Origin of the sequence: Thermomonas haemolytica, assembly GCF_004346265.1 — a bacterium.
Lineage (GTDB): Bacteria > Pseudomonadota > Gammaproteobacteria > Xanthomonadales > Xanthomonadaceae > Thermomonas > Thermomonas haemolytica.
This window is the reverse complement of sequence record NZ_SMAP01000010.1, coordinates 68,908-95,178: the sequence shown is the minus strand read 5'-3', so window position 1 is coordinate 95,178 and position 26,271 is coordinate 68,908. Positions and strand designations below refer to the sequence as shown.

The following is a 26,271-nucleotide window of genomic DNA, read 5'->3' as shown; positions in this document are numbered from 1 at the left end:
CGCAGCGCTTACATGGGGATGGAGCGCACGTGAACCGGACCTTGAGAACCGCGGTGGCTGCCGCGCTGCTGCTGGCCGCCGGCCAGGCGTGGGCGCTGGGCCTGGGCCAGATCGAGGTCAAGTCGCGGCGCAACCAGCCGCTGCTGGCCGAAATCCCGATCATCTCCACCACCCCGGGCGAGCTGGCCGCGCTGCAGGCGCGGCTGGCCTCGCCGGAGACCTTCCGCCGGGTGGGGCTGTCGCCGCCCTCGGGGATCGCCGCCGACCTGCAGTTCAGCCTGGGCAGCGACAGCAAGGGGCGCCCGGTGATCCGGGTCACCACCCTGAAGCCGGTGGACCAGGGCGTGCTGAACTTCCTGATCGAGGTGGACTGGGGCACCGGCCGCCTGGTGCGCGAGTACTCCGCGCTGATCGACGTGCCCAACGCCGCGGCCACCGTGGTGCAGGCACCGGTGCAGCTGCCGCAGCCGCCGGCCGAGAACCTCGTGCAGCGTCCCGCGCCCGTGGTTGCCGCCCCGGCGGCTGCCGCCAGCGCGCCGGCCCCTGTCCCCGCAGCCGCGACTCCGCCGGCCCCGGCGATGCCGGCCCCCGAGCCTGCGGCCTCCGGTGCGATCGCGGTGGCCCCGCTGCCGCCGGCTCCGGTCGCGGCCCCTGCGGCGTCCACCGTTGCGTCCAACGTCGCGTCTGTGTCTGAGTACGGCCCGGTGAAGGCCGGCGAGACGCTGACGAAGATCGCCGGCAAGCTGGGCCTGCGCCAGGGCGGCAGCCTCGACCAGGCCCTGCTGGCCCTGTTGCGCGCCAATCCCGACGCCTTCCTCGGCGATGACGTCAACCGCCTGCGCCAGGGCGCGGTGCTGCGCGTGCCCAGCCGCGAGGACGTGGCCGCCATCGATGCCGGCGAGGCGGCCCAAGTGGTGCGCCAGCAGATGCAGCAGTGGTGGCAGGCGCGGCGCGCGGTGCGCCAGCCGGAGGCCAGTGCCGCTGCCACGGCGGCGACTACCGGCGCGCCCGCGAACCCCGCCGCGTCCGCCAATGCCGCAACGCCGGCGGCGCCCGCGGCCGCCTCCAAGCCGGCGCCGGGCACGCGTGCGCCGGCGTCCACACCCACCACCGCCGCGCGCGGCGAGGCCCGGCTGCAGATCCTGCCGCCGGCCGCGCCAGGCAAGGCCAAGGGAATCCAGTCCGGCACCAGCGCCGGTGGCGAGGGCAGCATGCTGCAGCAGGAATTGCGTCAGCGCGATGAGGACATCGCGGCCAAGAGCGCCGAGATCGGCGAGTTGAAGGAGCGAGTCGCGGCGCTGGAAAAGCTGAAGGACGAGCAGCAGAAGCTGATCGCGCTGAAGGACAGCGAGCTGGCTGCCGCCCAGGCGCGGCTGGCGCAGGCCAACAAGGCCGGCGCACAGGCGGCCCCGGCGGCCGCCAAGCCCGCCGCTGCGCAGCCGGCCAGCGCGCCCGCGCCGGCGGCCAAGCCCGGCGTGCTGCCCTATGTCTGGGGCGGGCTGGGCTTCGTGGTGCTGGCGGTGCTGGCGTGGTGGCTGGCCAGCCGCCGCAAGCCGGCCGCGCCGCCGCCGCGCCGGCGGGTGTTCGACAGCGAGGCGCTGGCGGCCAGCATGACCGCCGCGACCGCCGCCGCCGAGACGGCGCCGATGCAAGACGCGGCCGATGCCGCCCCTGCGGATGCGGCGGAGGCCGCGGACGCCGCCGCCGATGCCGGGCAGCCGCTGGAACAGGCGGCGGCCAGCGCGGAGGCGTCTGCGCCGGCCCACGATGCGGCGCACGCCAACGCGCATGCCGCCGAGATCACCGTGGACCTCGCCAACCTGCCGCCGGCGGTGCCGGCCGCGCCGCGTGCGGATGCGCCGCAATGGCACTCGGGCTGGGTCAAGGCCAGTCCGGAGGCAGCTCCCGCGCCGGCTCCGGAGGCGGCCGCTGCGCCGGCCCCTGCCGTGGTGGCGGAGGCCGCGGGCGAGGTGCCCGCGCACGCCACCCCGGAGCAGCGCTTCAAGCTGGTGCGCGCGTTCCTGGACATGGGCGACGAGCATTCGGCCCAGCAGCTGCTGCTGGAACTGCTGGACGACAAGGACGACGCGGTCAGCGATGAAGCCGCCCGCATGCTCAGCAAGCTGGTGGGCTGAGGCAGGCCGGGGCGCGATGCGGCTGGCACTGGGCGTCGAGTACGACGGCAGCGGGTTCTCGGGGTGGCAGCGGCTGAGCCAGGCCGGCGCGCTGGAGCCAGACGGCAGCCTGCAGACCGCGCTGGAGATCGCGCTGTCGAAGGTGGCCGCCGCGCCCATCGACACCGTCTGCTCGGGCCGCACCGATGCCGGCGTGCACGCGCGCTGCCAGGTGGTGCATTTCGATACCGAGGCCACCCGCGACGCGCGCGGCTGGGTGCTGGGCGCCACCGCCAACCTGCCGCCGACGATGGCGGTGCGCTGGTGCGTGCCGGTGGCCGACGACTTCAACGCGCGCTTCTCGGCGCGCGCGCGCCGCTACCGCTACCGCATCCTCAACCGCAGCGCGCGGCCGGGGCTGGAGCGCCAGTACCTGGGCTGGGAGCGGATGCCGCTGGATGCGGCGGCCATGCACCAGGCGGCGCAGGCGCTGCGCGGGGAGCGGGATTTCTCGGCGTTCCGCAGCGTGCAGTGCCAGGCCACGCACGCCCGCCGCAACCTGCAGGACATCACCGTCACCCGCGTCGGCGACGAGGTAGTGGTAGAGGTGCAGGCCAACGCCTTCCTGCACCACATGGTGCGCAACATCGTCGGCTCGCTGCTGGTGGTGGGGCGCGGGGAACGCCCGCCGGAGTGGATCGCCGAGCTGCTGGATGGCCGCGACCGCACCGTGGCCGGCCCCACCGCGCCGGCCGCCGGGCTGCTGTTCCTCGGCCCGAAATACCCGCGCCAGTGGGGCTTGCCGGAGGAGGCCTGCGGCGATGAATGAGCCCGCCCGCGCCGTGCCATTGCGCACCCGCATCAAGTTCTGTGGCTTCACCCGCCCGGGCGACGTGCGCCTGGCCTGCGAGCTGGGCGTGGATGCGGTGGGGGTGATCTTCGCCGCGCGCAGCGGCCGCCGGGTGGACCCGGCGCTGGCGCCGGCCCTGCGCGCGGCGCTGGCGCCGATGGTGGCGCTGGTGGCGTTGTTCATGGACAACCCCGAGGCCGAGGTCCGCGCCGCCATCGCCCAGCTGCAACCGACACTGCTGCAGTTCCACGGCAGCGAGGACGATGCGTTCTGCCGCCGCTTCGGGCTGCCGTATTTCAAGGGCCTGGGGCTGGGCGGCACGGCCGTGGACGGCGCGACCCTGCGCGCGCGCTGGCCGCATGCCGCCGGCTTCGTGCTGGACGGCCACGCCCCGGGGCAGCCGGGCGGCAGCGGGCAGCGGCTGGACGCCGCGGCGATCCCCGCTGATCTCGACTGGCCGTGGCTGCTGGCCGGCGGGCTGGACCCCGACAATGTGGGCGACGCGGTTCGTGCGGTGCGCCCGTGGGGCGTGGACGTGGCTGGTGGCATCGAGCTGGCGCCCGGCATCAAGGACGGCGCGCGCATGCGGCGGTTCGTGGAGGCCGTGCGCGCGGCGGACTGCGACGGGCAAACCATGCCCCGGATCGGGTAGGCTATGGCCACGCCATGAAGCCTTCCAATCGCCCCCGCGCTCCTTTCGGCCGCTCCCTGCGGCGCTGGCGCCGCGTGCCTGCGGCGGCGGTCCGATAACGCCGCGCGACGCGTCCTGCCCGTGCGCCCCCGGGCGCCACTCCCCCTCGTTTCGACCCGCGCCGTGGCCCCGCGCCCCGCGCGTTCCGACCCCGGAGACTTCCGCGTGAACGCTTCCCGCCTCCAGGCCGCCGCCGCGGCCACCGACTTCCATGCCTTTCCCGATGCCGACGGCCACTTCGGCCGCCACGGCGGTCGCTTCGTCGCCGAGACCCTGATCGGCCCGCTGCAGGAACTGGCCGCCGCGTACGACGCCGCGCGCGTCGATCCGGCCTTCCTCGCCGCGTTCGAGAAGGACCTCAAGCACTACGTCGGCCGCCCGAGCCCGATCTACCACGCCGAGCGCCTGAGCCGCGAGGTCGGCGGCGCGCAGATCCTGCTCAAGCGCGAGGACCTGAACCACACCGGCGCGCACAAGATCAACAACACCATCGGTCAGGCGCTTCTGGCCGCGCGCATGGGCAAGAAGCGGATCATCGCGGAGACCGGCGCCGGCCAGCACGGCGTCGCTTCCGCCACCGTCGCCACCCGGCTGGGCCTGGAATGCGTGGTGTACATGGGCGCCACCGATATCGAGCGCCAGAAGATCAACGTGTACCGGATGAAGCTTTTGGGCGCGACGGTGGTGCCTGTCACCAGCGGCTCGGCCACGCTGAAGGACGCGCTGAACGAGGCGATGCGCGACTGGGTGACCAACGTCCGCGACACGTTCTACATCATCGGCACCGTGGCCGGCCCGGACCCGTACCCGCGCATGGTGCGCGACTTCAACGCGGTGGTCGGGCGCGAGGCGCGCGCGCAGATGCTGGCCGAGTACGGGCGCCTGCCGGATGCGATCACCGCCTGCGTCGGTGGCGGTAGCAATGCCATCGGCCTGTTCCACGCCTTCCTCAACGATCGTGAGGTGCGCATCGTCGGCGCCGAGGCCGCGGGCGACGGCATCGAGACCGGCCGCCACGCCGCCTCGCTGGCCGCGGGCCGGGTGGGCGTGCTGCACGGCAACCGCACTTATGTCATCTGCGACGACGACGGCCAGATCATCGAGACCCATTCGATCTCGGCCGGCCTGGACTATCCCGGCGTCGGCCCCGAGCATGCCTTCCTGAAGGACAGCGGCCGCGCCGAATACGTCGGCGTGACCGACGACGAGGCGCTGGAGGCCTTCCATCGCCTGACCCGCAGCGAGGGCATCCTGCCGGCGCTGGAGTCCAGCCACGCGGTGGCGCAGGCGATCAAGCTGGCGCGCGAGCTGCCGAGGGACGCGCTGGTGCTGTGCAACCTGTCCGGCCGCGGCGACAAGGACGTGCACACCATCGCCGCGCGCGAAGGTCTGTCCCTCTGACCCCGCCCCCGCACCCCGCCGGACCGCGCCGGAGATGGCCATTTGGCCTGCGGCCCGGTTTCGGCGAGAATGCAGGGTTCCATTCACCCAACCTTTCAGGAGTCCGGCCATGGCCGATGAAACCCAGGCCCAGCCCGCGGCCGAACAGCAGAACGTCGCCGGTGGCACCCCGTTCCCGCCGCAGTTCTTCGAGTGCGTCAATGAGTACCTGGAGCTGACCCACAAGCAGTCCCAGAAGTACGGCGAGAAGAACATCAGCCTGGCCGCCCTGTTCGCGGCGGCGCGCTTCAATGCGCACGTGTACCTGACCAGCGTCAAGCCGATCGCCGCCGCGGAAGAGCGCGTCCCGTTCCTCGACTACATGACCACCATGTACCGCCGCATGCTGAACGAGCACCTGGACGGCATGGGCGAGGAGCGCGGCATCGACGTGGGCGATTCCGAGCTGGCCGAGGAGTACAAGGCCGCCGGCGTCAAGATCGGCCGCCTGAAGGACGCCGACACCACCGCGGCCGCGGCCAACGAATGACCCGCCTGCAGCAGCGGCTGGACGCACTGCGGACGGCCGGGCGCAAGGGGCTGGTGCCGTTCGTCACCGCCGGTGATCCCGCGCTGGCGGCGACCGTGCCGGTCATGCACGCGCTGGCGCGGGCCGGCGCGGACGTGATCGAGCTGGGGGTGCCGTTCTCCGACCCGATGGCCGATGGCCCGGTGATCCAGCGCAGCTCCGAGCGCGCGCTGGCGCGCGGCGCCGGCATGGCCTACGTGCTGGACTGCGTGCGCGCGTTCCGGGCGACGGATGCGGACACGCCGGTGGTGCTGATGGGCTACCTCAATCCGGTCGAGGTGCGCGGCGCGGCCGCGTTCGCCGCCGAGGCCGCGCAGGCCGGGGTGGACGGCATGCTGCTGGTGGATCTGCCGCCGGAAGAGGCGGGGGTGTACCAGGCGGCGTTCGCCCAGCACGGCTTGGCGCTGATCTCGCTGGCCTCGCCGACCACTCCGCAGGCGCGCCTGCAGCGGCTGTGCGAGCAGGCCGACGGCTACCTGTACTACGTCAGCTATGCCGGCGTCACCGGCGCCGCCCAGCTGGACGTGGAGGATGCCGCGCGCCACCTGGCGCAGGTGCGGGCGATGGCGCGCATCCCGGTGTTCGCCGGGTTCGGCATCCGCGATGCCGGCAGCGCCGCGGCGATGGCCGCGCACGCCGATGGGGTGGTGGTCGGCAGCGCCCTGGTGGCGGCGCTGGACGCCAGCCCGGACGCGGACACCGCCGCCGCGCGCGCCGGTGCCTTCCTGCATCCGCTGCGGGCGGCGCTGGACGGGACCGCGGCCCCGGCCTGAGGCCCGGGCCGGAACGTGCCCGGAGAGTGTGGCCGGAGGATGGCCGGACCGTACCTGCAGGGTAGACTGGGCCGTCCCGGCGGGTGCCGGGCAGGCCGGGCACTCCTGCCTGCAATGCAATTTGCGGTGACCAAGACCAATGAGCTGGCTTAAGAAACTGATGCCGGGTACCGGCATCCGCACCGAGGTGGGCGGCGAGCGCAAGCGCAGCGTGCCCGAGGGCCTGTGGGAGAAATGCGAGCGCTGCGGCGCCGCGCTGTACCGGCCGGAGCTGGAGGAAAACCTCGAGGTCTGCCCGAAGTGCGCCTTCCACATGCCGATCCGCGCGCGGGTGCGGCTGGCGGCGCTGCTGGACGGCGGCGAGGGGCGCGAGATCGGGGCCGAGCTCGGGCCGACCGACGTCCTCAAGTTCAAGGACCAGAAGAAGTATTCCGAACGCATCAAGGCCGCGCAGAAGTCCACCGGCGAGCGCGACGCGCTGGTGGCGCTGGAGGGCCGGCTGATGGGCCGCGACCTGGTGGCCGCCGCGTTCGATTTCGCCTTCATGGGCGGCTCGATGGGCTCGGTCGTCGGCGAGCGCTTCGCCCTGGCGGCCGAGCGCGCGCTGGCGTTGCGCTGCCCGTTCGTGTGCTTCTCCGCCAGCGGTGGCGCGCGCATGCAGGAAAGCCTGCTCTCGCTGATGCAGATGGCCAAGACCTCGGCCGCGCTGGGCCGCCTGCGCGCGGCCGGGCTGCCGTACATCTCGGTGCTCACGCACCCGACCACCGGCGGCGTGTCCGCCAGCTTCGCCATGCTGGGCGATCTGAACATCGCCGAGCCGGGTGCGCTGATCGGCTTCGCCGGGCAGCGGGTGATCGAGCAGACCGTGCGCGAGAAGCTGCCGGAAGGCTTCCAGCGCAGTGAGTTCCTGCTCCAGCACGGCACCGTGGACCAGATCGTGGACCGCCGCGAGATGCGCGAGCGGCTGGCGCACCTGCTGGCGCTGCTGATGAAGCAACCGGTGCCGGTGGACGCCACGGAGGCGGCGTGAGCGCGCGTCGTTACTTCGGCACCGACGGCATCCGCGGGCGGGTGGGCGAGGGCGCGATCTCGGCCGATTTCGTGCTGCGCCTGGGCAATGCCTACGGGCATGCGCTCACCGCCGCCGCGCGCGACCGCCAGGAATGGCGCAAGCCGATGGTGGTGATCGGCAAGGACACCCGCATCTCCAACTACATGTTCGAGGCCGCGCTGGAAGCGGGGCTGGTGGCGGCCGGGGTGGACGTGCAGCTGATGGGGCCGATGCCGACCCCGGCAGTGGCGCACCTCACCCACTCCATGCGCGCCGACGGCGGGATCGTGATCTCCGCCTCGCACAACCCGCACCACGACAACGGCATCAAGTTCTTCTCGGCCCAGGGCGAGAAGCTGGACGACGCCACCGAGCTGGCGATCGAGGCCGCGCTGGAGCAGCCGTTCCGGACCGTGCCGTCCGAACGCCTGGGCAAGGCGGTGCGCACCCGCGATGCGGTCGGTCGTTATGTCGAGGCGTGCAAGAACTCGGTCCCCAAAGGGTTTCACCTCGGCGGCATGCACATCGTGGTGGACTGCGCCAACGGCGCCACCTACCAGCTGGCACCCCTGGTCTTGCGTGAGCTGGATGCGCGGGTGGAGGCGATCGGGGTCGAGCCGAACGGGTTGAATATCAACGACGGCGTGGGCTCCACCCATCCCGAGACGCTGGCCGCGCGCGTGCGCGCCAGCGGTGCCGCGCTGGGCATCGCCTTCGACGGCGACGGCGACCGCGTGCTGTTCGTGGATGCGGACGGCCGCATCTGCGACGGCGACGACCTGCTGTACGTGCTGGCCTGCGACTGGCAGGACACGGGCCGCCTGCGCGGGCCGGTGGTCGGCACCCTGATGACCAACTACGGCTTCGAGCAGGCGCTGGCGGCGCGCGGGATCGGCTTCGTGCGCGCCAAGGTCGGCGACCGCTACGTGCACCAGCAGCTGCTGGCGCACGACGGCGTGCTCGGCGGCGAGGCCAGCGGCCACATCCTGTGCCTGGACCGCGCCAGCACCGGCGACGGCATCGTCAGCGCGCTGCAGGTGCTGGAGGTGTTGCGCCGGCGCGGGATCACTCTGGCCGATGCACTGCAGGGCCTGCGCAAGCTGCCGCAGAAGACCGTCAACGTGCGCTTCGCCGCCGGCCAGAAGCCGGCCGAGGCCGCCAGCGTGCAGGCCGCGCTGGCCGAGGCGCAGCGTGCCGTGGAAGGCCGTGGCCGCGCGTTCCTGCGGCCGTCCGGCACCGAGCCGGTGGTGCGGGTGACGGTCGAGGCCGACGACCCGGCGCTGGTCGACTCCACCGTGCAGGCCCTGGCCGACGCCGTGCGCGCGGCCGCGGCCTGATCCCGATCAAACCCCGCGCGCGCCGGCGACGGCATACTGCGCGGCAAACTCCATTTTTCCGAGCCATGCCATGAGCCAGCCGCAGATCCCGACCCTCGACATCCGCCGCTTCGACACCGACCGCGAGGCCTTCGTGGCCGAACTGGGCAACGCCTACCGCGAATGGGGCTTCGCCGGCATCCGCGGTCACGGCATCCCGCAGGAGGTGATCGACGGCGCCTACGACGCCTTCGTCGCGTTCTTCGCACTGCCGGAGGAGACCAAGAAGCAGTACCACGTGCCCGGCGGCGGCGGCGCGCGCGGCTACACCCCGTTCGGGGTGGAGACCGCGAAGGGCGCCAAGTACTTCGACCTCAAGGAGTTCTGGCACGTCGGCCGCGAGCTGCGCGACGAGAAGTACGCCGACGTGATGCCGCCCAACCTGTGGCCGGCGGAGGTGCCGGAGTTCCGCGCGCGCGCGCTAGCGCTGTACGAGGCGCTGGACGCGCTGGGTGCGCGGGTGCTGTCGGCGCTGGCGCTGAACCTCGGGCTGCCCGAGGATTACTTCGCGGACAAGACCGACAACGGCAATTCGATCCTGCGCCCGATCCACTATCCGCCGATCACCGCCGACGAGATCCCGAACGTGCGCGCCGGCGCGCACGAGGACATCAACCTGATCACCCTGCTGGTCGGTGCCAGCGCGGAGGGGCTGGAAGTGCTCTCGCGCAAGGGCGAGTGGGTGCCGTTCACCGCGGATGCCGACACCATCGTGGTCAACATCGGCGACATGCTGCAGCGCCTGACCAACCACGTGCTGCCGTCCACCACCCACCGGGTGGTGAACCCGCCGGGCGAGAAGGCGCGCCAGCCGCGCTATTCCACCCCGTTCTTCCTGCATCCGAACCCGGATTTCGTGATCGACGTGCTGCCCAACTGCGTCAGCGCCGACAACCCCAGCCGCTATCCCGAGCCGATCACCGCCCAGGGCTACCTGGAAGAGCGCCTGCGCGAGATCAAGCTGAAGTAAGCCGAATCCATCCCGGGAACGACGAAAAGGCCGCTGCGTGCGGCCTTTTCGTTCGGTGGCGTCATGCTTCCGGATCGTTCCGGGGCGAAGGTTCAGGCCATCCAGAACAGGACCGCGGCCATGCGTTCGTCGGCGAGCACGCTGCCGCAATAGGCGGTGGCGCTGTGGATCAGCGCGGCGCTGTACACCAGCAGGCGGTTGAAGCGGTTGGGCACGCGCACGTCCTCGACGAAGCTGTCGGGCGGTACGAAGCGGGTGCCGAGGGCTTCCACCAGGTTGTCGTGCGGCTTGGTGACGGTGTTGCCGCCGAGCTGGCCGTTCGGCAGGCGCTGGCGATAGAAGCTGGTGCCGCAGTCCGCCGGCGCGTCGGGCAGCAGGTACAGCACGCCGGCATAGCGGCACAGCGAGCGCGCGTCGGTATGCGGCCGCGCCTGCGCCTCGCGCGCACCCACCACCTGCACGCAGTTGTGGTTCAGGGTCTTGCCGTCGGGCGCCGGCTGCACCCACAGCTGCTTGGCGCCGGTGGCGGCGCGCACGCGCTGCTCCACCACCGCCAACTCGTCGGGTTCCAGCGCCGGGATCGCGCGCCGGCCGGGCCAGCTTTCCCGGGTGTGCGGGAAACCCAGCGCCCAGTCGGGCTTGGCCAGGCAGCGTTCGCGCACGGCCATGGCATTGGGCAGCACGTCGTCGAACACCCAGTAGTCGCGGCCCTCGGTGGGCTTGCGGTAGGGCAGGACGCGCATCATCGGGGCGGGGCGGTTCATGCCGCGGACTATACGGCGGCGGCGAGCGCAATTGCTAAACTTGCGCCCCTTCGCACGGGGAGCACCGCATGCGCCGCAAGATCGTCGCCGGGAACTGGAAACTGCATGGCAGCCGCGCCTTTGCGGCGGCGCTGGTCGCGGAGTTGGGCGCGGCCCGCCCTGCCGGGGTGGAGTTGGTGGTGCTGCCGCCGTTCCCGTATCTGGAGGGGATGGCGGCGCAGTGCGTACAGGCCGGCATCGCGCTGGGCGCGCAGGACTGCAGCGCCCACGACAAGGGCGCCTATACCGGCGAGGTGGCGGCGGCGATGCTGGCCGACGTGGGCGCGCGCTACGTGCTGGTGGGCCATTCCGAGCGCCGCCAGTACCACGCCGAGAGCAGCGCACTGGTGGCCGAGAAATTCGTCGCCGCGCAGGCGGCCGGGCTGGTGCCGGTGCTGTGCGTGGGCGAGCGTCTGGAGGAGCGCGAGGCCGGGCAGACCGAGGCGGTGGTGGCCGGGCAGCTGCGGCCGGTGCTGGAGCGGGCCGGCGCGGCGGCGTTCGCGCGCGCGGTGGTGGCCTACGAGCCGGTGTGGGCGATCGGCACCGGGCGCACCGCCAGCCCGGAGCAGGCGCAGGCGGTGCATGCCTTCATCCGTGGCGAAGTGGCGGCGTTCGATGCTAAAATCGCCAGCTCGCTGCCGCTGCTGTACGGCGGAAGCGTCAAGCCCGACAACGCGGCCAGCCTGTTCGCGCAGGCCGACGTGGATGGCGGGCTGATCGGCGGCGCCTCGCTGGTGGCCGCGGATTTCCTGGCCATCGCGCAGGCGGCGGCCGACCTCACCTGAGAACGCGCGACATGCTGCTGCAACTCGTCAACATCCTCTACGTGCTGGTGGCCATCGCCATCATCGCCTTCGTTCTGCTCCAGCAGGGCTCCGGCGCGCAGTCCGGCTCCGGCTTTGGCGGCGGCGCCTCGGCCACGGTGTTCGGCGCGCGCGGCGCGTCCAACTTCCTGAGCAAGACCACCAAGTGGCTGGCCATCGTGTTCTTCACCGTGAGCATGGGCATGGCCATGTACGCCAGCAAGCAGGGCAAGGGCGGCCCGGCCAAGCCCGACCTCGGCCTGATGGCGCAGCAGCCGGTGCCCACCGCCCCGGCCGCGCAGGTGCCCGCCGCCCAGATCCCCACCGCGCCGGCGCAGCCCGCCGCGGCGGCCCCGGCGCCGGCGGAGCAGGCGCCCACGCCCGCCCCCGGTAAGTGACGCCGGCGGCGGCAGGTTCTAGAATCCACGCATTGCCCAGGTGGCGGAATTGGTAGACGCACTACCTTGAGGTGGTAGCGACGCAAGTCGTGGGGGTTCGAGTCCCCCCTTGGGCACCAAGTAACGGTTTCAGGCAGTCCCGCAAAGACTCCTGAATCCCCTGAAACCCGCGATTTACGCGGGTTTTTTTGTTGCCTGACGTTCCGGGGCGTCCCATTGCAGCCCGGCCAACGCGGGGGGTACTTTGGGGGGCGAATAGGTGTTGGGCGTTTTTATGAAACTATTTCTCCAAGCGATGTTTCTTGCCCTGGCGCTCGGCGCCTGCACCGTTAGCGTCGGCAACAACGGGCAAGATGATCAGCCGGTTGACGTCGGCAACACGGAGCAGCAGAAATCCGTCGTCGCAGCGGCCCATGTGGCTGCCCAGTTACTTGATGCCGGACAGTTTGAGCAGCTTTGGGAGCTGAGCGGCCCAATGCTCAAGGACAAGACTCCTCGAGCCGTATTTGTTGCCGGCATGAAAGCCATGCGCGGCCCCCTTGGCGTAGCCGGCCACCGGGAAGTACAGGGATTCAACTTCCCTAGAGCTCTCGATGGCGTTCAAGGCGACTTCGGGCTTATCGGTGTGGAAACGGACTTTGCCAACGCGAAGGCCGTCCAAGAGAAGTTCGTGTTCCAAAGGGTCAATGGGCAATGGAAGCTTGTCGGTTATTGGCTGAGCAAGAAGGTCACCTTCGGCGCAAACACGCCTAACAATTCGTCCAAGCCGACGCCGCTTCGCGGCGCGGCTTAACTCAAGCGTTATGCCGCTATGGACAATGACGACATTCTGAGAGCAGAGGACATTGCGGATGCGCGAGTCACAGTTTTAAAGATACGCCGCAAGGTTCTTGGCCTGACGGCGGCAACGTCAGTCCTTGCTGCGGTAGCAGTTGGCATTGCCGTCTACTACCTCAAGCTCCATAACGTCGCCGCGTCAACATTCGTTGGCGCGATATTTCTAATGCTTGGAGTGCCTACTTTTGTTCATTGGTGGCGACACTATCGCAGCATCCTTGAGCAACTTGATCTCGTCGCCCAGAGAGTTGCGCGCGGGGAGCTTGTGTATGGCTCTCAGGTGGCATTTCGGTGAGCGGCCTAATAATTCGTCCAAGCCGACGCCGCTTCGCGGTGCGGATTAACTCAGGCGGTATGCGCGCTTTGCGCGGTGTACGGCGGTCACTCCGCGGCCGCACGCGCGGCCTGGCGCCAGGCGCGCAGGCCTTGCACGGCGAGGGCCACGAAGCCGGTGTACAGCACGGCGGTGATGTACAGCTGCTTGCTGGCGAACATACCGATGTACACCACGTCCACCGCGATCCACATCCACCAGGCGGCGATGTGGCGGCGGTTCTGCCAGAACTGCCCGACCAGGCTGAGCGCGGTCAGCATGGCATCCAGCCATGGCAGTGCGGCGTTGGTGTAGGTGTGCATCAGGTAGCCCAGCGTGAGGCCGCCTCCGATCCCGGCCAGCAGATGACGGCCTGCAGCGGCGGGCGGCAGTGGGGCGATGCGCACCTGGCCCCGCGCGTCCAGGTGGCGCCGCCAGCGCCGCCAGCCGGCCACCAGCATCGCCACCCAGAACAGCTGCAGCAGCACTTCCGAATACAGGCGCGCCTCGAGGTACACCCACAGATAGACCGCCACCGAAGCCAGCCCGACCGGATAGCACCACGGGTTGCGGCGGGTGGTCAGCCACACCGCGCTGATGCTGAGGGCGGCCGCCAGCAGTTCGTGCAGCGGCATCACAGGTCCACGCGCAGGCTCAGCCGCGCCAGCCGCGGCGCGCCGGGGAACAGGTAGGTATCGCCATAGGCGCTGCCCACGTCGCGCCAGTACACGCGGTTGAACAGGTTGTCGACGCCCAGCTGCGCGGTGAGCGCGCGCCCGGCCCACCGGCCCTGCCAGCGCAGGCCGGCATCGAACACCGCATAGGCGGGCGCGCGCACGCTGCCGTCGGCGGTGGCCGGGTTGGACGCGGCGTAGCGCCCGCCGACTTGCACGCTGACCTGCGGCTGCCATGGCAGGCGGTAATCGAGATGCACGCTGCCGCGCAGCGCCGGCACGTTGGCCAGCTGGTGGCCTTCGTAGGCGGCGATGCCGGTGCCGCTGGCGCGCGCGCGCAGCCAGGCCAGGCTGGCCTCCAGCCGCAGCCCGTCGCGCAGTTCGCCATTGGCCGAAAGCTCCAGCCCGGCGTGGGTTTCCCGGCCCTGCTCGATAAAGGTGTGGCCGGCGCTGCTGGCGTCCGGCCGCGCGAACTGGTACGGCTGCCACAGGCGGAACAGCGCGCCCGCAAGATCCAGGCCCTGCCAGCGGTACTTCACGCCGCTCTCGAGCTGGCGCGACAGGCGCGGGCCGAGCACGTCGCCGTCGTTGCTGGTCCAGAACGGCGCTTCCTTGCCCAGCGCCAGTCCCTCGCTGTAGCTGGCGTAGAGGCTGAGATCCGGTTGCGGCTGGAAGATCAGCGCCGCCTGCGGCAGGGTGCGCTGCAGGCGGGTGGTGCGGGTGATGGCGGCATGTTTGTCGCGCGCGGTTTCCTCCAGATGCGCGGCCTGCACCCCGGCCAGCAGCTGCCAGTAGCTGCCCAGCGCGATCCGGTCGAGCGCGAAGGCCGTGTGCTGGCGGCTGTCCAGGCGCCGCACGCGCGGGCCGGGTTGCTTGGGCGAGGGCGCATACACCGGCGGGTCGAGGTCGTCGATGTTGGCGCTGCCCACGTACTCGTTCACGCTGGCGCGGCGGGTGATGCTGCGGTGGCGCCAGTCCGCGCCCAGGGTCAGCACGTGCTGAAGGGTGCCGGTGGCGAAGCGGCCTTCGAGGCTGGCGCGCGCGCTGTCGCTGGTGCGGGTGTCGTCGGGGCTGCGGTAGTCGTAGATGTCGTATTCGCCGTTCGGCCCGAAATGGTTGCCAGGCAGGCTGGCGCAGGCGGCCACGTAGTAGCAGCCGTAGGCGAAGGCGACGTTGTCGTCGATGGCGCTGCGGCTACGGCCGGCGGCCAGGCGCAGGGTCCAGGCATCGCCCAGGTCATGCCGCAGGCGCGCGGCGGTGTTGGTGGAATGGATGCGTACCGGCTGCTGCCAGGGTTGATAGCCCAGCATCCGCGTCGGGTCCGGATGCGGCGGCAGGCGGGTGCCGCCGAGCAGCTGGTAGCCAGAGGCCGAGCGCTGCGCGCCGTGCTGGTCGCTCACATCCAGTTCCAGCCGGGTCGCTGCGGTCGGCACCCAGTCGGCGGCAAGCGCGAGCAGCGTGCGGTGGCCATCGGCGTGGCGCACGTAGGAGTGGATGTCTTCCCCGCCCAGGTTGGCGCGGATGCCAAAGCTCGGGCTCAGCCAGCGGCCCGCATCCAGGGCGACGGAGTGCGAGCCGTGCGAATCGGTGCCGAGCGTGAGCGTGCGCACGTCGGCCGGGCGCTTACTGACGAAGTTCACCACGCCGCCCGGCTCCAGCACCCCGGCGTCGATCCCGGCCAGGCCCTTGAGCACCTCCACCTGCTGCTTGTCCTCCAGCGCGATGGATTGCTCGCCGGTCATCGCCAGGCCGTTGAAGCGGTAGCCGCTGCCCAGGTCCAGCGGATAGCCACGGATGCTGATGTTCTGGTAGTAGCCGACCGGCGCGTAGTTGTCGCCCAGCGCGGCATCCTCGCGCACCAGTTCGCTCAAGGAACGGATCTGGCGGGCGTCGATCTGCTGGCGGCCGATCACGTCCAGGCTGGCCGGGATGTCCTGCGCGCGGGCCGCGCCCCAGGCTTGCAGGCTGGAGTCGCTGTCACTGCGTTTCCCCACCACCTTCACCGCGGCCAGCGGGGTGATGCGGCGGTCGTTCTTGGCATCGCCGCCATCCTCGGCGGCATGCGCGAGCAGTGGCAGGAGGGCGAGCAGCAGGGGAGAGAATCGAAGTGCCATCGTCGTCATCGTCGGAAGTGGAGGGACGAAGCGACGGCAGGCGACCGCCCGCAAGGGCACGCGCCTCGATCAAGCTCCCTACGCCGGTATGACCCGGATCAGGTTCCAAGGGACTCTCTCAGCCCGGACGATGCCGGGCACCCCCGCTTCTGGCCGACATTGAAGCACAGCCCGGCCCGCGCCGGCCAGTGCGCGCCGGTCCCGCCTTTCATCCCGCGCCGCGGATCGCCTGCCGCAGCGCCTGCGCCTGCGGGCGCGCGAACCAGGCGAAATGCCCCAGCAGGAAGTCGTGCCAGGCCACCTCGGCCATGGCCGGCTGGCGCAGCACGGCATGGAAGTACTCCAGTTCCGAGAGCGCGAAATCCAGATGCGCCAGCGGCAGCAGGTCGGCCACCAGCGCGGTGTCCTCGCGCGTGAGCGGGCACTGCTCGGCATAGCCGGCCAGCAAGGCGCAGGCGATCTCCGGGAACACGGCGCGCCTGGCCGGATCCGGCTGCAGCCAGGCGATGGCATGGCGCTCGATCGCGGTGGCCAGGTCAAGCAGGGCGAAGGTCGGCGCGCACAGGCCGAAATCAAGGATCGCCGTCACCTCGGCCTGCGCGCCGGCATCGCTCCAGAACAGGTTGGAGACATGCCAGTCGCCATGCGTCCAGGACACCGGCTGCGTGGCCAGGCGCGGCTGTAGTGCGGCCAGCGCGGGCAGCAAGGGAGCCAGTTCGGAGCGCCAGCCGCGCATGGACAGGGCCACGGCCAGGCCCGGGCGGCGGGTGCAGGCGCTGGCGATTGCCTCCAGCGGATCACGCGCCCGCAGGAGCGTATCGCCCGTCACCAGCAGCGTGGCCTGGCGTGGTGGCGCGGTGTAATCGCGCGCGGCCTGGTGCAGGCGCGCCAGCATGCGGCCTGCACTGCGCGCATGTGCGGTGCTGTGCGGCGGCGTCCACGAGGGTGCATCGCGGTACAGGTCCAAGCCTTCGGCCAAGGCGTGCACCTCGTAGGTCCATTCGCCCAGAGCGATCGCGCTGCTGCCCTCGGCATCCGTCAGCACCCGCGGCACCGGCAGGCCATGCGCGCGCAGGTGCGCGATGAAGGCGTGCTCCTCCGCCAGCTGCGCCGCGTCGCGCACGGACGCGTGGTGGCGCTTGAGGAAGACATCGCCGTTCGCACAGGCCACATGCGCCGCCGCCGAGAACGGCCGCGGGCTGTGCCAGCGCAGCCCTAGCGGCGGCGAGATCGAGGGGAAGCGCGCCAGCACCGCGGCGGCCTCATCGGCCCGCAGCGGCGGCCAGTCGGGCGCCATCGGCGCGTCGTTCCAGCCGTGCGCGAGGTGGGGAGGATGGCTCATGGGCGGCTCTGGCCGGAGGTCGCGGCGAATGCCGCTGCTGCGATTATCCGGATCGCCGCCGACGGCGTCAGCGCGGCACCCGGTAGCCGCCTGGCACGCCCTCGGCCGAGAGCGTCAGCTGCCACAGCTGGTCGCGGCGGGTGCGGAAGGTGGCGGCGGAGGCCGCGAGGTAGAACCACCACATGCGCCGGAAGCGCTCGTCGTAGCATTGCGACAGCCGCGGCCAGGCGGCGTCGAAATTCGCCATCCACGCCTGCAGGGTGCGGTCGTAGTCGGGGCCGAAGTTGTGCCAGTCCTCGACCACGAAGCGCCCTTCCAGCGCGGCGGCGACCTGGCGCATCGAGGGCACCTGCGAGTTGGGGAAGATGTAGCGCGCGATCCATGGGTCGGGCCGGTTCGGCGGCTGGTTGCTGCCGATGGTGTGCAGCAGCGACAGCCCGCCCGGGGCGAGGCAGCGCCGCACCACGTCGAAGTAGGTGCGGTAGTTGCGCGCGCCGACATGCTCGAACATGCCGATCGAGAACACCGCGTCGAAAGGCTCGTGCAGGTCGCGGTAGTCCTGCAGGCGGATTTCCACCGGCAGCCCCGCGCACAGCGCGCTGGCATGCGCGGCCTGCTCGCGTGAGATGGTGACGCCCACCCCACGCACGCCGTAGCGTTCGGCCGCGAACTTCAGGGCCTCGCCCCAGCCGCAGCCGATGTCCAGCACGCGCATGTCCGGGCGCAGGCGCAGCTTGCGGCAGACCAGGTCCAGCTTGGCTTCCTGCGCGGCATCGAGGTCGGTGGCCTCGGCCCAGTAGCCGCAGCTGTACACCAGGCGCTTGCCCAGCATGGCTGCGAACAGGTCGTTGCCGAGGTCGTAGTGGCGCTGGCCGACCACGTAGGCGCGCTTGCCGCGCTGCAGGTTCACGAACCGCGCCTGCGCCCACAGCAGCAGCGTGCCGATGTTGCGCAGGCGTTCGTCCAGACGCGCGCCCAGCAGCTTCGTCAGCAGCCCGGGCAGGTCGCGCGCGCTCCAGTCGCCGTCCATGTAGGACTCGCCGAAGCCCAGCGAGCCGTGCGCGAACACGCGTTCGAACACGCGCGCGTCGTGCACCTGCAGGTCGCTGTCGCGGGGGCCGTCGATGCGCACGTCGGCCGCGGCCAGCAGGCGTTCGGCGGCTTCGCGCAGACGGCGCGCCTTGTTGCCATGGGCATGCGGCGAGTGCGCGGACATGGTGGGGGAGGAGGGATGGGGATTGCGGGGATGCATCAAACCGGACATGGCAAGGCCTCGGGTGAGGTGGCTGTCTTGCGCATGCGCGAGATCGCGGTTGCCCTTGGTACGGGCGGATGGCTCAGGCCCCAAAACCGCATCGGGTCATGCGCGTTCGGTAGGCATCATCAGCCTTGCGGCGGTTGCAACGGGGAGGAATGCCATCTCCCGCTTCGACCTTACCCCTGCCGGAGTGCGGGGGCAAGCGGCGCTCCGTCAATGCGCGGCCTCGGTGGCGAGATCGCGTCTTGCCTCCGCGCCCGTGCAGTCGACGCCCACACAGCGAGGCGCCATTGGGCGAGAGTGCCGGCAAATGCAGTGCCCGAGTCGCCGGCCTCAATCCACCGGCGTGCCGAACAGGCGGTCGCCGGCGTCGCCGAGGCCGGGGCGGATGTAGGCGTTTTCGTCCAGGCGCTGGTCGATCGCGGCGACGTACACCTCGATATCGGGGTGGGCGGCTTCCAGCGCGCGCAGGCCTTCCGGCGCGGCGACCAGGAAGATCGCCTTGATCCGCGGGCAGCCGGCGTCCTTCAGCAGCTGGATGGCGGCGATCGCGCTGCCGCCGGTGGCCAGCATCGGGTCGATCAGCAGCGCGGTGCGCTGTTCCATGCGGTCGGCCAGGCGCTGGTAATAGCCTTCCGGGCGGTGGGTGCTTTCGTTGCGGCGCAGGCCGACCACGCTCACTGGTGCCGCCGGCAGCAGGGCCTGCACGCCGGGCAAAAAGCCCAGGCCGGCGCGCAGGATGGGCACCAGGGTGAGGTGCTCGCCGCGCACGTGTTCCACCTGCAGCGGGCCGGCCCAGGTCTGCACCGTCACTGCCTCGGTGGGCAGGTCGCGGGTGGCCTCGAACGCCAGCAGCCCCGCGATTTCGCCGGCCAGCTGGCGGAAGTGGACGGGGTCGGTGCTGATGTCGCGCAGCTTGCCGAGTTTGTGGCGGACCAGCGGATGATCGACGACGACGGTTTTCATGCGCGACAGCCTAGCCGCAATCCAGTGCCGGAAACAGGCGGGGCGGCCATGGCCGCCCCGTCGTCGTGCAGGAAGGCGCGGCGGATGCCGCGCTGGGTCAGGCCGCGGCCGGCTGGCGCACGCGCGGGCCTTCCAGGATGGCGCGCTTGACCATCGCCACCACCAGCTTCAGCTCGTCCTCGGTGATCGCGAAGTGCGGGGTGAAGCGCAGCGAGTTCTCGCCGCCGTGGATCACGCCGATGCCGTGCTCGCGCAGCCACTCCTCGGTGGAGCCGGTGCCGTAGCCCTTGAACTCGCGGGTGAGTTCGCAGGAGAACAGCAGCCCGGTGCCCTGCACCTTGGTGATCGGCCCGCCCAGCTCGGCCTTCAGCGCCTCCAGCAGGGCCAGGGCCTGGCGGCCGCGGGCGCGGATGTTCTCGCGCAGGGCGGGGGTGAGCTGCGCCAGCACGGTGCAGGCCACGTCCAGCGCGCGCGGATTGGCGGTCATGGTGTTGCCGTACAGGCCGCGCTTGTAGAGGCTGGCGGCGTGTTCGGTCACCGCCAGCACCGACAGCGGGTACTGGCCGGCGTTGAGCGCCTTGGAGTAGGTCTCCATGTCCGGGGCCTCGATGCCCTCGAAGCCGGGGTAGTCCACGATCGACAGATAGCCGGTGGCGCGCAGGCCGGCCTGGATCGAATCCACCAGCAGCAGGCTGCCGTGGGCGCGGGTGAGCTCGCGCGCGGCGTTGTAGAAGTCCACCGGCACGCTGCGGCCGGGGTCGCCTTCGCCCATCACCGGCTCCAGGAACATCGCTTCGATGAACCAGCCGTTGGCATCGGCCTCGGCGAACACCTTGCGCAGGGCGTCGATGTCGTAGGGCGGCACCGCGATCACCGAATCCTCGCCGCGGAAGCTGGCCAGGTGCTGCAGGTAGGTCTTGCGGGTGGAGTCGGAATACAGCGCCGGGCGCTCGGTGCGGCCGTGGAAGGCGCCCTTCACCACCAGGCGCTTGATGGTCTTGCCGGCGTGGCGGGCGCCGGGGTCGGTCTGGGTCTTGGCGTTGGCATCCACGATGCGCGAGGCCAGCGACACCGATTCCGAACCGGAGTTCAGGCACATGAAGGCCGCGTACGGGCAGCCGCCGCCATCCTTGGAAGCGCGCGTTTGGCCGATCTCGCGGCGCATGGCGTTGGAGAAGCGCAGCTGCGCCACGTGCGGGGTCATGATGTTGGCCATCGCCTGCGGGCGCGCCATCGCCGCGATCACCGCCGCCGGCGCGTGGCCGAGGCCGAGCATGCCGTAGCCGCCGGTGTCGTACAGCACCGCGCCCTTCAGGGTGACGATCCACGGGCCGCGCGCGGCCAGTGCCACGTAGGGGTTGGCGTTGTCCTGCGAGTAGAAGTTGACGAAGCCTTCCTGCACCTTGGCGCGCTGGGCGTCCTCGTCCAGTTCCAGCAGTTCGGGGAATTCGGCACGCACGCTGGCGTATTCCGCAGCGGCGGCGGCGATGGCCTCGCCCAGCTGCGGATCGCGCGCGGCGAAGTCGAGCACGGTGGCATCGTCCAGCCCGGTGGTGCGCAGGCCGCCGTGGGCGCGCAGCGGGGCGAGGGTGTCGATCAGGCTCATGTGTATCTCCCATCCGGGGCCATGGCCGCGGGCGGCGGCCGGCCAAAGCTTCATTATCCGGGGATGCCTGTCATTCGGTAGGGTGGATTCGCCTTGAATGACGAGCAATTTGGGCGAATCGACGTTATGCTTCGTCGATATGCGAATCTCCGCCGCCGACGAACAGCTGCTGTCCCTGCTCCGCGAGGACGCCCGCGCCGCCACCGCCGACATCGCCCGCCGCCTGGGGCTGTCGCGCACCACCGTGCAGAACCGGATCGCCCGCCTGGAGCAGCAGGGGGTGATCCGCGGCTACACCGTGCGCATCGACGACGAGCTGGAGCGCAACCGCATCCGCGCGCACATCCTCATCACCCTGCGCCCGAAGCAGATGGCGGCGGTGGTGAAGGCGCTGCAGGGCATGCACGAGGTGCGGGTGCTGTATTCGATCAGCGGCGACAACGACCTGATCGCGCTGGCGGTCACCGCCACCGTGGGCGAGATGGACGTGCTGACCGACCGCATCGGCGCGATCGACGGGGTGGAGCGCACCAATACCTCGATCATCCTCTCGACCAAGTTCGAGCGCTGAGGCCCCACGGTCCGGGGCGGTGGGCAGCGGGCAGCGCCTGCGGGGTCGCCCTACAATGCGCGGTCCCGAACCGCCGCCGCATGCCGTTGAAGACCTCCGATTTCCACTACGACCTCCCGCCCGAGCTGATCGCGCAGGCGCCGCTGGCCGAGCGTTCCGCCAGCCGCCTGCTGCACGTGCCGCCGGGCGCGGCGCCGTTCGCCGACCTGCACGTGCGCGACCTGCCGTCGCTGCTGCAACCGGGGGACCTGCTGGTGTTCAACGACACCCGGGTGATCCCGGCGCGGCTGTTCGGCGCCAAGGCCACCGGCGGGCGGGTGGAGATCCTGATCGAGCGCCTGCTGCCGGACAACGCCGCGCGTGCGCAGCTGGGCGTGAGCAAGCCGCCGCAGGTGGGCAGCCGGATCGCGCTGGACGCCGGCGGCGAGGCCGAGGTGGTGGCGCGCTTCGACGACGGCTTCTGGGAGCTGCGCTTCCATGTGGACGGCGCGCTGGCGGACTGGTTGCAGCACGCCGGCCAGCTGCCGCTGCCGCCTTACATCGAGCGCCAGCCGAACAGGGCCGATGCCGAGCGCTACCAGACCGTGTTCGCGCGCGAGGCCGGGGCGGTGGCCGCGCCCACCGCCGGGCTGCATTTCGATGCGCCGCTATTGGAGGCGCTGCACACGCGCGGGATCGGGATCGGCCACATCACCCTGCACGTCGGTGCCGGCACCTTCCAGCCGGTGCGGGTGCATGACGTGCACGCCCACCGCATGCATAGCGAGTGGATCAACGTCGGTGCCGAGCTGGTGGAAAAAGTGCGCCGCACCCGCGCCGCCGGCGGCCGGGTCATCGCGGTGGGTACCACCGTGGTGCGTGCGCTGGAGACGGCGATGGTGGGCGATGCGCTGCAGCCGTTCGCCGGCGACACCAGCATCTTCATCTTCCCCGGCTACCGCATCCGCAGCATCGATGCGCTGCTGACCAACTTCCACCTGCCGGAGAGCACCCTGCTGATGCTGGTCTCCGCCTTCGCCGGCAAGGCGCGCATCTTCGCCGCCTACGAACACGCGGTGCGCCAGCGCTACCGCTTCTTCAGCTACGGCGATGCCATGCTGCTGTGGCCGCAGGAGGCGGGGGCATGAGCATGTGGTTTGAAGCTTCCACGCGACGGTGCTGGCCATGGGGTGCTCCGGAGAGCGCGCCAGGGATGGCGCGCGGCGGCGCGTGGAACAGGCTGTTCCCCCGCGCCGAGAAGGAGGACCCCATGGGCAGTGCCGGCGCAGGCGATATCCGATGAGCCGCATGGAGTTCCAGCTGCTGAAGACCGACGGCGCGGCCCGCCGTGGGCGCATCACTTTCCCGCGCGGGGTCATCGAGACGCCGGCGTTCATGCCGGTGGGCACCTACGGCTCGGTGAAGGGCGTGCTGCCGCAGCAGGTGCGCGAGCTGGGCGCGCAGATCATCCTCGGCAACACCTTCCACCTGTTCCTGCGGCCGGGGCTGGAGGTGATCGCGGCGCACGGCGGCCTGCACGGCTTCGCCCGCTGGGACGGGCCGATCCTCACCGACTCCGGCGGCTTCCAGGTGTTCTCGCTGGCGCACCGGCGCAAGATCACCGAGGCCGGCGTCACCTTCGCCGCGCCCACCGACGGCCGCAAGGTGTTCCTGGGGCCCGAGGAGTCCATGCGCATCCAGAAGGTGCTGGGCAGCGACATCGTGATGATTTTCGACGAGTGCCCGCCGGTGAACGACAAGCACGGCCAGCCGGTGCACCGGCGGGTGGTCGAGAAGTCGATGGAGCTGTCGCTGCGCTGGGCCGAGCGTTCCAAAAAGGCGCACGAGGGCAACGACGCGGCGCTGTTCGGCATCGTCCAGGGCGGCGTGCACCACGACCTGCGCACGCGCTCGGCCGAGGGGCTGCAGCAGATCGGCTTCGACGGCTACGCGGTGGGCGGGCTGGCGGTGGGCGAGAGCGAGGACGAGCGCAACGCCATGCTCGACCACACCTGTCCGCAGTTGCCGGCCGACCGCCCGCGCTACTTGATGGGCGTGGGCCGGCCGGAGGATCTGGTGGAGGCGGTGGCGCGCGGGATCGACATGTTCGACTGCGTGATGCCCACCCGCAACGCCCGCAACGGCCACTTCTTCACCGCAACCGGCGTGGTGCGCGTGCGCAACAGCCAGTACGAGCACGACCTGCGGCCGATCGAGGAGGGGTGCGACTGCGTGGCCTGCGCCGGCGGCTTTTCCCGCAGCTACCTGCGCCACCTCGACCGCTGCAACGAGATGCTGGGCCCGGTGCTGGGCACGCTGCACAATCTGCGCTACTACCAGCGGCTGATGGCGCAGATGCGCGAGGCGATCGCGGCGGGAACGTTCGCCGACTTCCGCGAGTCCTTCCACGCCATGCGCCGGCCCTGAGGCCGCGCCCGGCCGCCGCGCGCGCCGGGGCGGGCGCGGCAGTCATGGCATAATCCCCCGCTGGCCTCGCGCCAGCCGCTGGCCGTACCCCTTCGTTTTCGCTGACACGGATTCCCGATGAACCCGCTCGATACCCTGCTCGAACTGATCATCCCCGCCGCCCATGCCCAGGCCGCCGGCGGCGCCGCCCCCGCGCAGGGCGGGATGCTGTCCACCCTGCTGTTCCCGGTCGTGCTGATCGTGATCATGTACTTCCTGATGATCCGCCCGCAGATGAAGCGGCAGAAGGAGCACAAGGCCATGCTGGACAAGCTGGCCAAGGGCGACGAGGTGATCACCAACGGCGGCATCGCCGGCAGCGTGGTCGCCATCGGCGAGGTGTTCATCACCATCGAGGTCGCCAACGGCGTCGAGCTGCGCGTGCAGCGCGGCGCGATCGCCAGCGTGCTGCCCAAGGGCACGCTGAAGTCGGCCTGAGCCGCCATCCTCCCGTCCGTCCAGACCCGGCGCCGCGCCGGCGTCGTGCAGGATCTGAGCAATGCTTGAATTCCCGCGTTGGAAGTACTTCGTCATCCTCCTGGTGCTGGCGCTGAGCGTGCTGTACGCGCTGCCCAACATCTACCAGAAGGACCCGTCCGTGCAGATCACCGCCAACCGCGGTGCGCAGATCGACGACGCCTTGAAGTCGAAGGTGGTGCAGATCCTGGCCGACGCCAAGGTGACGCCGAAGGCGATCGCCAAGGAGGGCGACAACCTGGTGGTGCGCCTGAACTCGCTGAACGACCAGACCACCGCCAACAACGCGATCCGCGAGAAGGTGGGCGACGGCTACACGGTGGCGCTGAACCTGGCCTCCACCGTGCCGGCCTGGTTGAGCCGGCTGGGCGGGCACCCGATGGTGCTGGGCCTGGACCTGGTGGGCGGCGTGCACTTCGCACTGCAGGTGGACAAGAAGGCGGCGGTGGACAAGCGCTTCGACGCGTTCGCCGACGACATCCGCACCACCCTGCGCGATGCCCGCGTGGCCTATCGTTCGGTGGAGCGCAGCGGCAACGATTCGCTGCGCGTGGTGCTGGCCAACCCCGAGGACGCCGCCAAGGCCCGCGCCGCGCTGGTGAAGGCGCAGCCGACCCTGACCTATTCCAGCGATGCCGGCGGGATCGTGGTCGGCGTGCCGCAGGCCGAGATGCAGCAGATCGCCTCCAGCGCGATCGAGCAGAACCTGACCACCCTGCGCAACCGCGTCAACGAACTGGGCGTGGCCGAGCCGATCATCCAGCGCCAGGGCGACGACCGCATCGTGGTCGAGCTGCCTGGCGTGCAGGACACCGCCGAAGCCAAGCGCATGATCGGCGCCACCGCCACCCTGGAATACCGCGCGGTGGTGGACGGCAACGCGCAGGAAGCCGCCGACACCGGCCGCATCCCGCCCGAGGCCAAGCTCTACCGCGACCGCGCCGGACGCCCGATCCTGCTCAACAAGCGCGTGATCGTGACCGGAGACCAGATGGTGGCGGCCACCGTGGCCACCGACCAGAACGGCATGCCGGCGGTCAGCGTCACCCTCAACGGCGTCGGCGGCCAGCGCATGTTCGACTTCACCAGCGCCAACGTCGGCAAGCCGATGGCGGTGGTGTACACCGAGCGCATCCCGCAGGTCACGATGGTGGACGGCAAGGAAGTGCGCAGCTTCAAGGTCAAGGAGGAAGTGATCTCCGTGGCCAACATCCAGAGCGTGTTCGGCAAGCAGTTCCAGACCACCGGCCTGGAGCGCACCGAGGCCGAAAACCTGTCCAAGCTGCTGCGCGCCGGCTCGCTGGCGGCGCCGATGGACTTCGTCGAGGAGTACGTGATCGGCCCCAGCCTGGGCGCGGAGAACGTGGCCCGCGGCATCAAGGCGGTGGTCTTCTCGTTCCTGTTCACCCTGGTGTTCTTCGGCATCTACTACCGGATGTTCGGCCTGATCACCTCGATCGCGCTGCTGTTCAACCTGGTGATCGTGGTCGCGGTGATGTCGAAGTTCGGCGCCACCATGACCCTGCCGGGCTTCGCCGGCCTGGCGCTGTCGGTCGGTCTGTCGGTGGACGCCAACGTGCTGATCAACGAGCGCATCCGCGAGGAGCTGCGTCTTGGGGTCCCGCCGAAGGCCGCGATCGCGATGGGCTATGAGCGTGCCTCGCACACCATCATGGACGCCAACCTGACCGGCCTGATCGTGGGCATCGCGCTGTACGCGTTCGGCACCGGCCCGCTCAAAGGGTTCGCGCTGACCATGATCATCGGCATCTTCGCCTCGATGTTCACCGCGATCACCGTGTCGCGCGCGCTGGCCACCCTGATCTACGGCCGCCGCAAGAAGCTGCAGTCCGTGGCGATCTGACGGGAA

25 protein-coding genes, 1 tRNA gene and 2 riboswitches are annotated in these 26,271 nt (G+C 70.8%); of the genes, 19 read left to right on the top strand and 7 right to left on the bottom strand.

Going from position 1 to position 26,271, the window contains the following annotated elements; translation table 11 throughout:
* Positions 1-29: 29 nt before the first annotated feature.
* The 9 genes from EDC34_RS11235 to EDC34_RS11195 all read left to right on the top strand — a co-directional run bounded on the left by EDC34_RS11235 (position 30) and on the right by EDC34_RS11195 (position 9,794).
* A complete protein-coding gene (locus EDC34_RS11235) occupies positions 30-2,135 on the top strand; it encodes a type IV pilus assembly protein FimV (protein WP_132982890.1) in 2,106 nt (701 codons plus the stop codon).
* A 16-nt stretch (positions 2,136-2,151) separates the two neighbouring features.
* Positions 2,152-2,943 carry a tRNA pseudouridine(38-40) synthase TruA gene (gene truA, locus EDC34_RS11230; RefSeq protein WP_114960813.1) on the top strand — a complete coding sequence of 264 codons (792 nt, stop codon included), beginning with the start codon at positions 2,152-2,154 and terminating at the stop codon, positions 2,941-2,943.
* Positions 2,936-3,616, top strand: coding sequence for a phosphoribosylanthranilate isomerase (locus tag EDC34_RS11225; RefSeq protein WP_114960814.1), 681 nt, complete (start codon positions 2,936-2,938; stop codon positions 3,614-3,616). The genes truA and EDC34_RS11225 overlap by 8 nt, the downstream gene beginning before the upstream one ends.
* A gap of 204 nt (positions 3,617-3,820) precedes the next feature.
* Positions 3,821-5,056, top strand: a complete 1,236-nt coding sequence (trpB, locus tag EDC34_RS11220) for a tryptophan synthase subunit beta (protein WP_114960815.1) — start codon at positions 3,821-3,823, stop codon at positions 5,054-5,056.
* Between the two features lie 109 nt (positions 5,057-5,165).
* Positions 5,166-5,585, top strand: a complete 420-nt coding sequence (locus EDC34_RS11215) for a DUF3144 domain-containing protein (RefSeq protein WP_162797714.1) — start codon at positions 5,166-5,168, stop codon at positions 5,583-5,585.
* Positions 5,582-6,397: a tryptophan synthase subunit alpha gene (gene trpA, locus EDC34_RS11210; RefSeq protein WP_114960817.1), complete on the top strand. Its 816-nt coding sequence runs from the start codon at positions 5,582-5,584 to the stop codon at positions 6,395-6,397. Before EDC34_RS11215 ends, trpA begins: the two co-directional genes overlap by 4 nt.
* Before the next feature lie 139 nt (positions 6,398-6,536).
* Positions 6,537-7,427, top strand: coding sequence for an acetyl-CoA carboxylase, carboxyltransferase subunit beta (accD, locus tag EDC34_RS11205; RefSeq protein WP_114960818.1), 891 nt, complete (start codon positions 6,537-6,539; stop codon positions 7,425-7,427).
* Entirely contained in the window at positions 7,424-8,785 is a 1,362-nt protein-coding gene (glmM, locus tag EDC34_RS11200) for a phosphoglucosamine mutase (RefSeq protein WP_114960819.1), read from the top strand. The genes accD and glmM overlap by 4 nt, the downstream gene beginning before the upstream one ends.
* Positions 8,786-8,855: 70 nt before the next feature.
* On the top strand, positions 8,856-9,794 hold the full coding sequence (locus tag EDC34_RS11195) for an isopenicillin N synthase family dioxygenase (protein ID WP_114960820.1): 939 nt from the start codon (positions 8,856-8,858) through the stop codon (positions 9,792-9,794).
* Between the two features lie 92 nt (positions 9,795-9,886).
* On the opposite strand, the gene EDC34_RS11190 is transcribed toward EDC34_RS11195, so the two are convergent.
* Complete coding sequence (locus EDC34_RS11190) at positions 9,887-10,558, bottom strand: DUF6445 family protein (protein WP_114960821.1); 672 nt, start codon at positions 10,556-10,558, stop codon at positions 9,887-9,889.
* A 68-nt stretch (positions 10,559-10,626) separates the two neighbouring features.
* Here EDC34_RS11190 and tpiA point away from each other — a divergent pair, with 68 nt between their 5' ends.
* The 5 genes from tpiA to EDC34_RS11165 all read left to right on the top strand — a co-directional run bounded on the left by tpiA (position 10,627) and on the right by EDC34_RS11165 (position 12,930).
* Positions 10,627-11,382 (top strand): triose-phosphate isomerase, encoded by a 756-nt coding sequence (gene tpiA / locus EDC34_RS11185; protein WP_114960822.1) that lies wholly within the window; start codon positions 10,627-10,629, stop codon positions 11,380-11,382.
* Between the two features lie 11 nt (positions 11,383-11,393).
* Entirely contained in the window at positions 11,394-11,798 is a 405-nt protein-coding gene (gene secG / locus EDC34_RS11180) for a preprotein translocase subunit SecG (RefSeq protein WP_114960823.1), read from the top strand.
* A gap of 34 nt (positions 11,799-11,832) precedes the next feature.
* Positions 11,833-11,917: transfer RNA gene (locus tag EDC34_RS11175), tRNA-Leu, on the top strand.
* 155 nt (positions 11,918-12,072) lie between these two features.
* On the top strand, positions 12,073-12,591 hold the full coding sequence (locus EDC34_RS11170; RefSeq protein ID WP_114960824.1) for a DUF4019 domain-containing protein: 519 nt from the start codon (positions 12,073-12,075) through the stop codon (positions 12,589-12,591).
* A gap of 18 nt (positions 12,592-12,609) precedes the next feature.
* Complete coding sequence (locus EDC34_RS11165; RefSeq protein WP_132982889.1) at positions 12,610-12,930, top strand: hypothetical protein; 321 nt, start codon at positions 12,610-12,612, stop codon at positions 12,928-12,930.
* Positions 12,931-13,016: 86 nt separating this feature from the next.
* On the opposite strand, the gene pnuC is transcribed toward EDC34_RS11165, so the two are convergent.
* The 6 genes from pnuC to EDC34_RS11135 all read right to left on the bottom strand — a co-directional run bounded on the left by pnuC (position 13,017) and on the right by EDC34_RS11135 (position 20,908).
* Entirely contained in the window at positions 13,017-13,583 is a 567-nt protein-coding gene (pnuC, locus tag EDC34_RS11160; protein WP_114960825.1) for a nicotinamide riboside transporter PnuC, read from the bottom strand.
* Positions 13,583-15,745 (bottom strand): TonB-dependent receptor, encoded by a 2,163-nt coding sequence (locus EDC34_RS11155; protein WP_240311122.1) that lies wholly within the window; start codon positions 15,743-15,745, stop codon positions 13,583-13,585. Before EDC34_RS11155 ends, pnuC begins: the two co-directional genes overlap by 1 nt.
* Positions 15,746-15,794: 49 nt before the next feature.
* Positions 15,795-15,891, bottom strand: a riboswitch (TPP riboswitch).
* Between the two features lie 53 nt (positions 15,892-15,944).
* Positions 15,945-17,078: a phosphotransferase enzyme family protein gene (locus EDC34_RS11150; RefSeq protein WP_114960827.1), complete on the bottom strand. Its 1,134-nt coding sequence runs from the start codon at positions 17,076-17,078 to the stop codon at positions 15,945-15,947.
* Positions 17,079-17,145: 67 nt separating this feature from the next.
* A complete protein-coding gene (cfa, locus tag EDC34_RS11145) occupies positions 17,146-18,294 on the bottom strand; it encodes a cyclopropane fatty acyl phospholipid synthase (RefSeq protein WP_114960828.1) in 1,149 nt (382 codons plus the stop codon).
* A gap of 151 nt (positions 18,295-18,445) precedes the next feature.
* A riboswitch (Fluoride riboswitch) is annotated at positions 18,446-18,511 on the bottom strand.
* Positions 18,512-18,669: 158 nt separating this feature from the next.
* Positions 18,670-19,302 carry a uracil phosphoribosyltransferase gene (gene upp / locus EDC34_RS11140; protein ID WP_114960829.1) on the bottom strand — a complete coding sequence of 211 codons (633 nt, stop codon included), beginning with the start codon at positions 19,300-19,302 and terminating at the stop codon, positions 18,670-18,672.
* 97 nt (positions 19,303-19,399) lie between these two features.
* Complete coding sequence (locus EDC34_RS11135; RefSeq protein ID WP_114960830.1) at positions 19,400-20,908, bottom strand: aminotransferase class III-fold pyridoxal phosphate-dependent enzyme; 1,509 nt, start codon at positions 20,906-20,908, stop codon at positions 19,400-19,402.
* Between the two features lie 139 nt (positions 20,909-21,047).
* Between EDC34_RS11135 and EDC34_RS11130 the strand changes: the two genes are divergently transcribed.
* From EDC34_RS11130 to secD, 5 genes are all read left to right on the top strand, one after another.
* Positions 21,048-21,479 carry an Lrp/AsnC family transcriptional regulator gene (locus EDC34_RS11130; RefSeq protein WP_114960831.1) on the top strand — a complete coding sequence of 144 codons (432 nt, stop codon included), beginning with the start codon at positions 21,048-21,050 and terminating at the stop codon, positions 21,477-21,479.
* An 86-nt stretch (positions 21,480-21,565) separates the two neighbouring features.
* Positions 21,566-22,606 (top strand): tRNA preQ1(34) S-adenosylmethionine ribosyltransferase-isomerase QueA, encoded by a 1,041-nt coding sequence (gene queA / locus EDC34_RS11125; RefSeq protein WP_114960887.1) that lies wholly within the window; start codon positions 21,566-21,568, stop codon positions 22,604-22,606.
* Between the two features lie 151 nt (positions 22,607-22,757).
* Complete coding sequence (gene tgt / locus EDC34_RS11120) at positions 22,758-23,885, top strand: tRNA guanosine(34) transglycosylase Tgt (RefSeq protein WP_114960832.1); 1,128 nt, start codon at positions 22,758-22,760, stop codon at positions 23,883-23,885.
* Between the two features lie 117 nt (positions 23,886-24,002).
* Positions 24,003-24,362 carry a preprotein translocase subunit YajC gene (gene yajC / locus EDC34_RS11115; protein WP_114960833.1) on the top strand — a complete coding sequence of 120 codons (360 nt, stop codon included), beginning with the start codon at positions 24,003-24,005 and terminating at the stop codon, positions 24,360-24,362.
* Between the two features lie 61 nt (positions 24,363-24,423).
* Positions 24,424-26,265, top strand: coding sequence for a protein translocase subunit SecD (secD, locus tag EDC34_RS11110; RefSeq protein WP_114960834.1), 1,842 nt, complete (start codon positions 24,424-24,426; stop codon positions 26,263-26,265).
* The last annotated feature ends 6 nt before the right edge of the window (positions 26,266-26,271 follow it).

What these genes read in the sequence shown, in the direction of transcription:
- EDC34_RS11225 (WP_114960814.1), top strand. Translation starts at nt 2,936, where the DNA reads ATGAATGAGCCCGCCCGCGCCGTGCCATTGCGCACCCGCATCAAGTTC.
- tgt (WP_114960832.1), top strand. Translation starts at nt 22,758, where the DNA reads ATGAGCCGCATGGAGTTCCAGCTGCTGAAGACCGACGGCGCGGCCCGC.
- EDC34_RS11150 (WP_114960827.1), bottom strand. Translation starts at nt 17,078, where the DNA reads ATGAGCCATCCTCCCCACCTCGCGCACGGCTGGAACGACGCGCCGATG.
- cfa (WP_114960828.1), bottom strand. Translation starts at nt 18,294, where the DNA reads ATGTCCGCGCACTCGCCGCATGCCCATGGCAACAAGGCGCGCCGTCTG.
- accD (WP_114960818.1), top strand. Translation starts at nt 6,537, where the DNA reads ATGAGCTGGCTTAAGAAACTGATGCCGGGTACCGGCATCCGCACCGAG.
- EDC34_RS11165 (WP_132982889.1), top strand. Translation starts at nt 12,610, where the DNA reads ATGGACAATGACGACATTCTGAGAGCAGAGGACATTGCGGATGCGCGA.
- upp (WP_114960829.1), bottom strand. Translation starts at nt 19,302, where the DNA reads ATGAAAACCGTCGTCGTCGATCATCCGCTGGTCCGCCACAAACTCGGC.
- EDC34_RS11215 (WP_162797714.1), top strand. Translation starts at nt 5,166, where the DNA reads ATGGCCGATGAAACCCAGGCCCAGCCCGCGGCCGAACAGCAGAACGTC.
- EDC34_RS11170 (WP_114960824.1), top strand. Translation starts at nt 12,073, where the DNA reads ATGAAACTATTTCTCCAAGCGATGTTTCTTGCCCTGGCGCTCGGCGCC.
- EDC34_RS11155 (WP_240311122.1), bottom strand. Translation starts at nt 15,745, where the DNA reads ATGACGACGATGGCACTTCGATTCTCTCCCCTGCTGCTCGCCCTCCTG.
- tpiA (WP_114960822.1), top strand. Translation starts at nt 10,627, where the DNA reads ATGCGCCGCAAGATCGTCGCCGGGAACTGGAAACTGCATGGCAGCCGC.
- EDC34_RS11135 (WP_114960830.1), bottom strand. Translation starts at nt 20,908, where the DNA reads ATGAGCCTGATCGACACCCTCGCCCCGCTGCGCGCCCACGGCGGCCTG.
- secD (WP_114960834.1), top strand. Translation starts at nt 24,424, where the DNA reads ATGCTTGAATTCCCGCGTTGGAAGTACTTCGTCATCCTCCTGGTGCTG.
- EDC34_RS11190 (WP_114960821.1), bottom strand. Translation starts at nt 10,558, where the DNA reads ATGAACCGCCCCGCCCCGATGATGCGCGTCCTGCCCTACCGCAAGCCC.
- secG (WP_114960823.1), top strand. Translation starts at nt 11,394, where the DNA reads ATGCTGCTGCAACTCGTCAACATCCTCTACGTGCTGGTGGCCATCGCC.
- EDC34_RS11195 (WP_114960820.1), top strand. Translation starts at nt 8,856, where the DNA reads ATGAGCCAGCCGCAGATCCCGACCCTCGACATCCGCCGCTTCGACACC.
- trpA (WP_114960817.1), top strand. Translation starts at nt 5,582, where the DNA reads ATGACCCGCCTGCAGCAGCGGCTGGACGCACTGCGGACGGCCGGGCGC.
- truA (WP_114960813.1), top strand. Translation starts at nt 2,152, where the DNA reads ATGCGGCTGGCACTGGGCGTCGAGTACGACGGCAGCGGGTTCTCGGGG.
- yajC (WP_114960833.1), top strand. Translation starts at nt 24,003, where the DNA reads ATGAACCCGCTCGATACCCTGCTCGAACTGATCATCCCCGCCGCCCAT.
- EDC34_RS11130 (WP_114960831.1), top strand. Translation starts at nt 21,048, where the DNA reads ATGCGAATCTCCGCCGCCGACGAACAGCTGCTGTCCCTGCTCCGCGAG.
- pnuC (WP_114960825.1), bottom strand. Translation starts at nt 13,583, where the DNA reads ATGCCGCTGCACGAACTGCTGGCGGCCGCCCTCAGCATCAGCGCGGTG.